This is a genomic window from Mesorhizobium sp. WSM4849, from assembly GCF_055811385.1.
On sequence record NZ_JBVVPW010000025.1, the window covers coordinates 51,726 to 64,080 of the forward strand.

Annotated in this window: 4 protein-coding genes and 1 pseudogene; 3 read left to right on the plus strand and 2 right to left on the minus strand. The window is 60.4% G+C overall.

Features of this window, described 5'->3' with window-relative positions:
• Positions 1-98 precede the first annotated feature (98 nt).
• From virD4 to AC0L3L_RS25335, 3 genes and pseudogenes are all read left to right on the plus strand, one after another.
• Positions 99-1,844, plus strand: coding sequence for a type IV secretion system ATPase VirD4 (gene virD4, locus AC0L3L_RS25325; protein WP_473479334.1), 1,746 nt, complete (start codon positions 99-101; stop codon positions 1,842-1,844).
• Positions 1,845-3,578: 1,734 nt separating this feature from the next.
• Complete coding sequence (locus AC0L3L_RS25330; protein ID WP_473639665.1) at positions 3,579-9,110, plus strand: Ulp1 family isopeptidase; 5,532 nt, start codon at positions 3,579-3,581, stop codon at positions 9,108-9,110.
• A 128-nt stretch (positions 9,111-9,238) separates the two neighbouring features.
• Positions 9,239-9,732: pseudogene (locus tag AC0L3L_RS25335) on the plus strand (IS66 family transposase); the annotation flags it as partial.
• 292 nt (positions 9,733-10,024) lie between these two features.
• Here AC0L3L_RS25335 and AC0L3L_RS25340 read toward each other — a convergent pair.
• The gene (locus AC0L3L_RS25340; protein WP_473639619.1) at positions 10,025-11,134 is read right to left on the minus strand and encodes an IS110 family RNA-guided transposase; all 1,110 of its coding nucleotides are present in this window, start codon (positions 11,132-11,134) and stop codon (positions 10,025-10,027) included.
• A 147-nt stretch (positions 11,135-11,281) separates the two neighbouring features.
• Entirely contained in the window at positions 11,282-12,007 is a 726-nt protein-coding gene (gene virG, locus AC0L3L_RS25345; RefSeq protein WP_473639621.1) for a two-component system response regulator VirG, read from the minus strand.
• Positions 12,008-12,355 lie beyond the last annotated feature (348 nt).

Below are 12,355 nucleotides of genomic sequence, written 5' to 3' on the forward strand. Positions count from 1 at the left end.
GCTGCGGCATCGATCTGTCGAGCGGCGACATCGCGCGACGTCGGTTCGGTGTCTGAAGCAAGCGCAGCACTAGCTACGGCTAATCCGGCAATGGAACAATGCCCTCAACAAAAACGACGCCCCCAAACATAGCCATTAGCATCGCGTGCTCGCTCGCCTTGGGCTTCTGCGCGGCAAGTCTGTACGCAACGTTCCGCCACGGGGGTAGCGGCGAGGCTTTGATGACGTTTGACGTCCGTGCCTTTTGGTTTGAGACCCCCTTCTATCTGGGTTTCGCAACCCCCGTCTTCTATCGGGGCGCAGCTATCTTGCTCTCGACGTCCGCGGTCGTCTTGCTGATTCAGCGGATCGTATTACGCCACAAGCTCGAACACCACGGGACGGCTCGTTGGGCTCGAGTGGATGAAATGCGACGCACCGGATATCTGCGACGATACCGTGGCGTGACAGGCCCGGTATTTGGGAAGACGAGTGGCCCTTTCTGGCCTGGCTACTACCTGACCAATGGCGAGCAGCCTCACAGCCTCATCGTTGCACCGACGCGCGCTGGCAAGGGCGTCGGCATAGTCATTCCAACGCTACTTACATTCAAAGGCTCAGTGATAGCTCTGGATGTCAAAGGGGAGCTCTTTGAGCTCACCTCGAGGGCGCGCAAAGCCGCAGGCGACGACGTGTTCAAATTCGCGCCGCTGGATTCGGAGCGGCGCACAAACTGCTACAATCCGCTGTTGGATCTTATAGCGCTGCCTCCACAGCTGCAATTCACCGAAGCCCGCCGCTTGGCCGCAAACCTGATTACGGCGAAGGGGGAGGGCGCGGAAGGTTTCGTCAGCGGCGCGCGAGATATCTTTGTCGCGGGGATCCTTGCCTGCATCGAGCGGGGCACGCCAACAATCGGCGCCGTCTATGATCTCTTCGCCCAGCCGGGGGAGAAGTTTAAGCTCTTCGCGCGACTCGCCATGGAGACCCAGAACAAAGAGGCACAACGCATATTCGACGACATGGCGGGGAACGACACGAAAATCCTGACCTCCTACACTTCCGTGCTCGGCGATGGCGGGCTCAATTTGTGGGCGGATCCCGCTGTAAAGGCAGCTACAAGTCGCTCGGACTTTTCGGTCTATGATCTTCGCCGTCGCAGAACGTGCATCTATCTTTGTGTTGGTCCGAACGATCTTGAGGTGATCGCGCCTTTGATACGCTTGTTTTTTCAGCAAATCGTTTCAATTCTGCAGCGGTCGCTGCCCCGCCGGGATGAAAAGAACGAGGTTCTCTTTCTGCTCGATGAGTTCAAGCACTTGGGTAAGCTGGAGGCGATCGAGACCGCAATTACGACCATCGCGGGCTACAAGGGTCGCTTCATGCTCATCATCCAGAGCCTCTCCGCACTGACGGGGGCCTATGGCGAGGCTGGCAAGCAGAATTTTCTCAGCAATACCGGCCTGCAAGTGTTCATGGCCACTGCCGATGACGAGACTCCGAACTACATTTCCAAAGCTATCGGTGAATACACGTTTCAAGCCCAATCGATTTCCTACAGCCAGGCGCGCACGTTCGATTGGAACATCCAGAATTCACATCAGGGTGCACCGCTGTTGCGTCCCGAACAGGTGCGGCTACTTAATGACGAGTACGAGATCGTTCTCATCAAAGGTCTGCCACCATTGCAATTGAGGAAGGTGCGATATTATTCGGATCGCATTCTGAAACGCATCTTTGAAAGCCAGACAGGCGCCCTCCCGGAGCCGGCACCCTTGACGATAGCAGACGAGGGGCTCTCGGCAGAATCTCAACTCGATGAGCCGCTGCGTGGATTAGCGCAGGACTTTGACGATACAGTTTGATGTGAGGCTAGTGTGGACCCGCGAAATAGTAATCCATCCCGTGTAACAGCTTTGTCGCAGGTGCAGGACGCCGGCTTGGAAGAGGGGCAAGCGGGCCAGGCCCGGCAAGTGGGCGATGAGCAGCACCTTGCCGAGGCCCGGAGGCTGTTCAATCAAGCTGACGAGTCGCCAACCAATCCAGAAGAGGTTCTGCGACTTGAACAATTGAGCGCAGGGCTTGAGCGAGGGCAGGATCAAGCCGCCTCGTCTCTTTTCAGCGAGCCAGGGATGCCCGCTGGACCGGGTGACCTCAACAGCATCGTGGCGGACGCTTTCGCAGCGGCCGGCTCTGGGCACGCCGGAGTTGAGGCCGCCGCCCCGCCAGCGTTAGCTGCCAGCCAACAGCAGATCCGGCCTTGGCCGGATGCGCTTGAGCAGGGCAACCATCTGCCACCCGGGTGGGTCATCATCAACAATGAACATTCCACAGTGCTATTGAGGCCAGCGGAGAGGCAGAGGGCCCTGAATACGCCGCAAGCCGCCGCCATTCAGCAGCCGCTGAGCGAAATCGGCAATTCAGGCGGCCGCGTGCCGATGCAGCCCCCCATGCAGCAATTGGGTGAATTGCCATTGGAAGGGGTACCCGTTCAAGGGAGAGGGTCCGAACACACCCGAAGGCTGCATGCGGAGGCCGCGCCGTCCGCATGGTCTGAGAAGCACCTCGCTGCGATCGAGAACTCCATAAACGTCTCATTCGCCGTCCCCAAAGGCTTCTCCCATGGGACTCACCGCGTCCCAGACGCGATGCTCCCTTTCGTGGGCCGCCTTGACCCCTTGCCGAATGCGGGCCAGGCCCGGCAAGCGGGCTTTGAGCCGCACGTGGCCGAGCCGCGCCGAGCCGATCCTGTCGCGAGTGGCGCCCGCGCTACCGGCTATCCCCATCTCTCCGGCGAACACCGGGACGTTATTGATAAGGCGATCACTCACGTTGCGGCTCAGCAAAAATATAGCGAGAGCACGGTCCGAAAATACACGTATGCACTTCGCCGATTGGCGAATGATCTCGGCGCTCGTGGCCAAGCGACTGATCTAAAAAATCACCAATCCCTGGTCGATCACGTCGATGCTTTCTTTCCGAAAAACGATGATATGAAGAGGGCGTTGAACGTCCTGCGTGCGTATCATGAGCCGGGCTATTCAGCGACTGCTGGCGCCCCTGCTACCCGCTATCCCCATCTGTCCGACGAACACCGAGACGTTATTGATAAGGCGATCGGCCACGCTGCGGCTCAGCAACACCATAGCGCGGAGACGCTTCGAATATACTCGTCTGCGCTTCGCCGATTGGCGAATGATCTCGGCGCTCGCGGCCAAGCGACTGATCTAAAAAATCACCAATCCCTGGTCGATCACGTCGATGCTTTCTTTCCGAAAAACAATGATATTAAGGATATAAAGCCGGCGTTGAACGTCCTGCGTGCGTATCATGAGCCGGGCTATTCAGCGACTGGCCGGTGGCCAGTGACGGTGCCCTCAAAGGCAGACGCGTATGTCTTGGAACAAGTGACCAATGACAGCAGGTTGGCCTCAACCACCCGTGCTGTCTATGGTCGTAGTCTTCGCAGATTTTCTGAGGAGCTTGAGAGTCGGGGCCAGACGATCTCTGGGCTGGATCACGATTCGCGGATCAAATTCGCCGAGACGTTGTTTCCAGGCCACCCCTATCTCCGCTTGGCGCTGCAACGGGTTCGCGATATGGAGTCCGCGTCAGACAGAAGCGTGACGGACGCTTTCGCAGCGGCCGGCTCTGGGCACGCCGGAGTTGAGGCCGCCGCCCCGCCAGCGTTAGCTGCCAGCCAACACCGGCCCTGGCCGGATGCGCTTGACCAGGGCAACCACCTGCCACCCGTTCCATTCGCCGTCCCCAAAGACTTCTCCCATGGGACTCAACACGTCCCAGACGCGATGCTCTCTTCCTTGGACCACCATGGCCTCTTGCCGGATGCGGGCCAGGCGCGGCAAGTGAGCTTTGAGCAGCACGTGGCCGAGCCGCGCCGAGCCGATCCGGCTCCTGTCGCGAGTGGCGCCCGTGCTACCGGCTATCCCCATCTTTCCGACGAACACCGGGACCTTATTGATAAGGCGATCGCCCACGTTGCGGCTCAGCAAAAATATAGCGAGAGCACGGTCCTAAAATACAGGTATGCACTTCGCCGATTGGCAAATGATCTCGGCGCTCGTGGCCAAGCGACTGACCTAAAAAATCACCAATCCCTGGTCGATCACGTCGATGCTTTTCTTCCGAATAAGGAGGAAATAAAGAGGGCGTTGAACGCCCTCCGTGCCTATCATGAGCCGGGCTATTCAGCGACTTCTGCTACCCGCTATCCCCATCTGTCGGACGAACACCGGGACGTGATTGATAAGGCGATCGCCCACGCTGCGGCTCAGCAACACCATAGCGCGCCGACGCTCGGAATATACTCGTCTGCGCTTCGCCGATTGGCGAATGATCTCGGCGCTCGTGGCCAAGAGACTGATCTAAAAAATCACCAATCCCTGGTCGATCACGTCGATACTTTCTTTCCGCAAAACAAGGACATAAAGCCGGCGTTGAACGTCCTGCGTGCGTATCATGAGCCGGGCTATTCAGCGACTGGCCGGTGGCCAGTGACGGCGCCCTCAAAGGCAGACGCGCATGTCTTGGAACAAGTGACCAGTGACAGCAGCTTGGCCTTAACCACCCGTCTTATCTATGGTCGTAATCTTCGCAATTTTTCTAAGGCGCTTGAGAGTCAGGGCCAGACGATCTCTGGGCTGGATCATGATTCGCGGATCAAACTCGCCGAGGGGTTGTTTCCAGGCAATCGTTATCTCCGCTTGGCGTTGGGACGGGTTCGCGATGCGAAGCCCGCGTCAGACAGGATCGTGGCGGACGCTTTGGCAGCGGCCGGCTCTGGGCACGCCGGAGTTGAGGCCGCCCCGCCAGCGTTAGCTGCTAGCCAACAGCAGATCCGGCCCTCGCCGGATGCGCTTGACCAGGGCAACCTCCCGCCACCCGAGCGGTTCATCGTCAACAATGAACATTCGACGGCGCCGTTGCGGCCAGCGGAGAGGCAGTGGGCCCCGCAAGCCGCCGCCATTCAGCAGCCGCCGAGCGAAATCGGCAATTCAGGCGGCCGCGTGCCGATGCAGCCCCCCATGCAGCAGTTGGGTGAATTGCCATTGGCAGGGGTACCCGTTCAAGGCACAGGGGCCGAACATATCCGAAGGCTGCATGCGGAGGCCGCGCCCTCCGCAAGGTCTGAGGCGACCCCCGCTGCGCTCGAGGACTTCATAAACATCTCATTCGCCGTCCCCAAAGGTTTCTCCCATGGGACTCAACGCGTCCCAGAAGCGATGCTCCCTTTCCTGGATCACCAGGGCCTCTTGCCGGACGCGGACAAGCCGGAATGGAACTACGAGATTAAAGGTCACGGCTACACCGCCCGGAGGCCAGAAGGAGGCAACGACGTTTGGCTTGTCCATCGCGGTGCGATGAGGGAAGCTGCAGCGGCGGCAGTACCGGCAAGGGCTCCAGCACACGGCTTGCCTGCGACCGCCAGGCTGTCAGACACCTATCGCGGTGTTCCGTTGGTCGATCTGACCACCTCCTCCGATGCACAGATCGCAGCGCTTCCGTCAGGTTCGTCCAACCTTCCCGCGGGGGCGGTGCTCGGGGCCACCGAACTGCTGAGCGACGCCCATATCCAGAGGGATTACGAATTCCTCCAGCAGCAGTTGCAGCAGGCCGATCCAGCGCTCGCCGCCCGAACGCGGCTGGTGGATCCCTTGGTCTCCCAGCAACTGCGCCGTCACGACCGAGACGCGCAACATACGGTGCTGTCCATCTATCATCAAAACGACGTCGCAGCCGACTTCGTGTTCCTGCCGGTGAACAGTGGCAATCCTATGGCTACGGCGGAGAATGAGGGACGCAACGAGCATTGGTCGCTGCTGCTCGTAGATCGCCGCGACCCGGAAAGAGCGGTCGCCTATCACTACGACTCCATCCATCAGAGCTATCGACGGGGATACAATGACGCGCCTGCACGAGAGCTCGCAGCAAGACTGGACGCGACCACCGTGGTGACACCCGTCATGGCGCAGCAGAACAACGGTGTTGATTGCGGCGTCTTCGTGGTGGACGGCACGCGCGCGCTGGTTCAGAGATTGGCGAACCAAGAGTGGCCGGAACGGCAGCGGCCGCTGCACCTCGACAACCTCGTCGCCGATCGGCAGGCGCTGCAAAACCGACTGAGGCAGGGCCGCTTGCCGCACGAGCTTGCCGCAATCCCCGCGGAAGCTTTTGGAGCAGCCGGGTCGCAGGTGCAACACGCCGTCTTGCAAGAGCAGCAAGCCCGACAAGTCGCGCCAGCGCCGTTTGACCAGCACTTGAGCAAGTCGCGCGAGGCCCATGACGAGCTGACGCGTACACTTGACAGGAGCAACACCGGGGGCGTCATCATCAACACTGAACATTACGCAGCGCTGTTGCGGCCAGCGGAGAGGCAGAGGGCCCTGAATACGCCGCAAGCCACCGCCATTCAGCAGCCGCTGAGCGAAATCGGTAATTCAGGCGGCCGCGTGCCGATGCAGCCCCCCATGCAGCAGTTGGGTGAATTGCCATTGGAAGGGGTACCTGTTCAAGGGACAGGGTCCGAACACATCGGAAGGCTGCATGCGGAGGCCGCGCCCTTCGCAAGGTCTGAGGCACCCCCCGCTGCCATCGAGAACTCCATAAACGTCTCATTCGCCGTCCCCAAAGACTTCTCCCATGGGACTCAACCCGTCCCAGACGCGATGCTCTCTTCCTTGGACCGCCATGACCTCTTGCCGGTTGCGGGCCAGGCCCGGCAAGCGGGCTTTGAGCAGCACGTGGCCGAGCCGCGCCGAGCCGAACCTGTCGCGAGTGGCGCCCGTGCTGCCCGCTATCCCCATCTGTCCGACGAACACCGGGACCTTATTGATCGGGCGATCACTCACGCTGCGGTTCAGCAAAAATATAGCGAGAGCACGGTCCGAATATACACGTCTGCACTTCGCCAATTGGCGAATGATCTCGGCGCTCGCGGCCAAGCGACTGATCTAAAAAATCACCAATCCCTAGTCGATCACGTCGATGCTTTCTTTCCGAAAAACGGTGATATAAAGACGGCATTGAACGTCCTGCGTGCGTATCATGAGCCGGGCTATTCGGCGCCTGGCCGGCGGCGAGTGCCGGTGCCCTCAAAGGCAGACGCGCAGGTCTTGGAACAAGTGGCCAGTGACAGCAGCTTGGCCTCAACCTCCCGTGTTGTCTATGGTCGTAGTCTTCGCAGATTTTCTGAAGCGCTGGAGAGTCGGGGCCTGACGATCTCTAGGCTGGATCATGATTCACGGATGAAATTCGCCGAGACGTTGCTTCCAGGCAGCCGCAATCTCCGCTGGGCGTTGGGACGGGTTCGCGATATGGAGTCTGCGTCAGACAGAAGCGTGACGGACGCTTTCGCGGCGGCCGGCTCTGGGCACGCCGGAGTTGAGGCCGCCGCCCCGCCAGCGTTAGCTGCCAGCCAACACCGGCCCTGGCCGGATGCGCTTGACCGGGGCAACCTCCTGCCACCCGAGCGGTTCATCATCAACAATGAACATTCGACGGCGCTGTTGCGGCCAGCGGAGAGGCAGAGGGCCCTGAATACGCCGCAAGCCGCCGCCATTCAGCCGCCGCTGAGCGAAATCGGCAATTCAGCCGGCCGCGTGCCGATGCAGCCTCCCAGGCAGCAGTTGCCATTGGAAGGGCTATCGGTTCAAGGGACAAGGTCCGAATACATCGGAAGGCTGCATGCGGAGGCCGCGCCCTTCGCAAGGTCTGAGGCACCCCCCGCTACGATCGAGAACTCCATAAACGTCTCATTCACCGTCCCCAAAGGCTTTCCCCATGGGACTCAACACGCCCCAGACGCGATGCTCTCTTTCTTGGACCGCCATGACCTCGTGCCGGATGCGGAAAAGCCGCAATGGAACTACGAGATTAAAGGTCAGGGCTACGCCGCCGAGAGGCCAGAAGGGCGCAACGACTTTTGGCTCGTCGATCGCGGTCCGATGAGTGCATCTGCAGCGGCAGCAGTACCGGCAAGGGCTCCAGGACCCGTCTCGCCAGCGACCACGAGGCTGTCAGACACCTATCGCGGTGTTCCGTTAATCGATCTGACCACCTCTTCCGATGCACGGATCGGAACGCTTCCGTCAGGCTCGTCTAACCTCCCCCGGGGGGCGGTTCTCGGGGCCACCGACCTGCTGGACGACGTCCATATCCACAGGGATTACCAGTTGCTGGAGCAGTACCTGCAGGCGGCCCACCCAGCGCTCGCCGCCCGAACGCGGCTGGTGGATCCCTTGGTCTCCCAGCAACTGCGCCGTCACGACGGGGACGTGCAAGGTAGGTTGCTGTCGATCTACCATCAAAACGACGCCCCAGCCGACTTCGTGTTCCTGCCGGTGAACAGTGGCAATCCTATGGCTACGGCGGAGAACGAGGGACGCACTGAGCATTGGTCGCTGCTGCTCGTTGATCGCCGCGACCCGGAAAGAACGGTCGCCTATCACTACGACTCCATCCATCAGAGCTATGGACGGGGATACAACAACGCGCCTGCAATAGAGCTCGCAACAAGACTGGACGCGACCACCCTGGTGACACCCGTCATGGCGCAGCAGAACAACGGTGTTGATTGCGGCGTCTTCGTGGTGGATGGCACGCGCGAGCTGGTTCTTCGATTGGCGAATGAAGAACGGCCAGTCCCGCAGCTGCCGCTGCACCTCGACTACCTCGTCCCCGATCGGCAGGCGCTGCAAAACCGACTGAGGCACGGCCGCTTGCCGCACGAGCTTGCCGCAATCCCCGCCGATGCTTTTGCAGCAGCCGGGTCGCGGGTGCAACACGCCGTCTTGCAAGAGCAGCAAGCCCGACAAGTCGCGCCAGCGCCGTTTGACCAGCACTTGAGCAAGTCGCGCGAGGCGCAGGACGAGCTGACGAGTACACTTGACAGGAGCAACCTCGTGAACAGCGGAGGCGTCATCATCAACAATGAACATTACACAGCGCTGTTGAGACCGGCGAAGAGGCAGAGGACTGATAATCCGCAAAGCCTCGCCATGGGGCGGCAGCCGAGCGAAGCAACCACGACGTCCATCAGCCCCTCCGATCAAGCCCGAGCGGACCTAATGGCTTCCTTCAGAAGCAGAGAGCGCTCCGACGCGGGGCGTTGAGCTCCATGGCTGGGGTCAAGCAGAACAGCTCTTTTGACGACAGAGGCGCTGATGCGCTCTCCGGACCGGTAGCTCTCGCCGTAATTGATCAGGCTGGCACTGTTGGCAGGCGACTGTAGGCCTGGAACTCGCCGATCGCCAGCCAGGAGCTGAGACGATCGCCGACCTCAAGATCGAGGACGATATCCGCGGCCGATCGGCCAATGAACGCCGTGCGATGCGTCAGGAAAATAGCCGCGCTATTGTCGCCGATCTTGAACCTTACTGCGCGAAAAGCTCGGCCTGATCAGTCAGAAGACCAAGCTCGCCGAGGCAATCCGCTACACGCTCTCACGCTGGGAAGGCCTCTCGCGCTTCCTTGACGACGGCCGTATCGAGATCGATAGCAACACCGTCGAGCGCTCAATCCCGCAAGAACGCGCTCTTCGCTGGCTCGACGGCGGTGCCGAACACTGGGCAGTCATTGCGTGCTGATCGAAACCTGCAAGCTCAATGGTGTCGAGCCACTCGGCTAGTCGCCGACGTCCTCACCAGGATCGTCAACAGCCATCCGAACAGCCAGATCAACGACCTGCTGCCTTTGGCCTACATCCGGGCGCCCGAGCTAAAGGCCGTGGCCTGAGAACACCGCTCTGATGTCCGCTGTCAAGGTTTGGAACGCAGGAGGTCGCCCGATCCGAGGAACGGCTGCTCATTCTGATGAGCGCGCATGGGTGGAGGCGGAACTGAAGGACGTCGGTGATCAAGCTCTGATGCGCGGGTTGGCTACCGCATTCCCGATTGTGCGTCCGGGGCTGTTCCTATCTTACTGCGGGCGTCGGTCAATTTGCCGGCCACAAAGCGTCTGACGGGCATTCCCCTGCCGTGGTCCCGCCTCCGCCCATGCGCGAGGTGTACACTGCCGCGGCGAGCGATCAGGTGGAGCGTGCCTCCCTGGCGACGGCCCACATGAAGCCGACTAGTTCGCGGGCGATCGCCGTGCAGACCACCGTCGTTCGCTTGCCTCGCGCAACCAGCTTTCGATACCGGGTCGTCAGGCGGGCCTGAGCCTTCCATGCGATCTCGCGGACTTTCGGCGGTGCCTGCTCCAACCGGTACAGCTTCGCCTTGCCGATCCGCGGTGGATGTCGATAGGTCCAGGCGCTCTCGACTAGCATGTGGCGAACGCGGCCATTGCCTGCCTTGGTGATGCCGCCACGCCTGATTGTCTCTCCAGTCGACCGCTCGCCGGGAACGAGGCCCAGATAGCCCATGAGCTGGCGAGGGCTCTCAAAACGGCTTACGTCGCCGACCTCGGTGGCGAACGTCACGGCGACGATCAGATCGACCCCACGCAATGTCTGGAGCGCTCCCACGATCGGCGCCAGCGACCAGTTCGGGATGAACTCTTCGATCACGCGCTCAAGCCGTTCCACACGCTCTTTCGAGACGCGCACCGCTTCGGCCATTTCCTGGAGCGCGATCTGATGTGCAGGATAATCGAAACGCTGCTCCTGCAACCAACGCAGGTAGCGCATGGTCCAGTTCTTCGTGCGCGGATAGGCACGCCCATGCTTGAGCATGAAAGCGCTCACCTGCTGGCGATGGACCCGCAGCGTCTCAACTGCGGCTGCCCGGGCGCGAACGAGATCTCGCATGGCTTCGTGATCTTCATCGGGAACCCATACCGCCGTCAGTTCGCCGGCGCGCAGCAGCCTTGCCAATGAAAGAGCATCCCGGCGGTTCGTCTTCACCCGATCGCCAGGCTTCCTTGGAATCAGCGATGGCGCGACCACGGTGCATTCATGGCCAAGGGAACGGATCAGCCGGTAAAGGCCATAGCCGGTTGGGCCCGCCTCGTAGCAGAGGTGGATGCGATCGAACTTGGCGGCGATCCGTTGGATAACGCGGCGCATGCTCGTATCCGATGCGTCGACCTCGCCGAAGAACCGAACCTCTCCTTCCCGGCCGGCTTCCGCAATCGCGATGGCATTCCTCAGCTTGGCGACATCGATTCCGACAAATGCTTCCCTATAATCTGCCACGGCTCGTCCTCCTGTGATGAGGATCGGCTCGGACCGCCCGAGCAACCCTCGGACGCGCAGTGTAGGGCGAGCCACCTCACCGGCTGAAGCGGACATACGGTCTTACGCTTGATCAGCCTCGTCAGCCAATCTCCTGAATAGCTCCTGTCACGCGGCCAAGGTACCTCCGTAGCTAACGTCTACGTCAGCGTTGAAGAAGTACCCTGCACCACGGCATGTCTTGACTAGGCGAGGATTGGCCGCATCAGCCTCCAGCTTTCGACGCAAGCGCATGATTAGGACATCGATACTTCGATCGTACACCTCTTCTCCACGCACACGGCTCGCGAGCAAAAGCCGTTCTCTGGATAGCACGTTGCGGGGGTTCTCCAGAAATGCGATCAAGAGATTGAACTCACATGCGGTAAGCTTGACCTCGCCACGCTCCGCACAGATCAGTCGCCGCTGCTTCACGCTGAGCTTCCAGGCCCCAAAGCGAAATGAGCGCTGATCTCTGGTTCGCGGACTAGAAATGCGCTCGCGTAACGCTACTCGAATGCGGGCCAAGAATTCGCGCATCCCGAAAGGCTTGGGAATGAAATCGGTTGCGCCGAGCTCCAGTGCAACCACTTTTTCCGCCTCATCAAGCCGGTCGCCGCTGATCACTATGATAGGAACATCCGATTTTGTCGCCAGATTGCGGACAATCGCAAGTCCATCCTCCCGGCCTAGGTTAAGGTCAACAACCACGAGATCGACTGGCTCATGTGAAAGAACATAGTCAAACTGCTTGCTATCGTGGACTGCGGTTACCTTCAGGGCATGCATCATGAGATACTCGGCGATGAGGCGCCGCATTGCGGCATCATCGTCAATGACAAGAACATGTTTCAACGGCACACCTTCAATCTTGAATCCCCTTGTCTAAACCTGTTGCCGAGCAACCCTGGGGCACCGACGCAGAACAGCTGCCCCTTGATACCACTCGCCGTTGCGTGCGGCCAATGTGAGGCCGTGCTCGTGCTGGTCTTTTCATCCCTGGCGAATTGACCGCACCCAGGCAGCCCGTGGCCACCAGACAGGTCCAAGCGCCGAGATGACCCTGCCGTATGGTCCTTCGCTTTTTCGCTTCGAGCTCCCCCGTTGGTGCAGGCCTGCCAATACCATTCGAGTTCGTCCCCATGGATGCCAAGTTTCCTGCTATGCCCTTGCATCCTCGTCATCCTGGAGTTTGCGGACCTG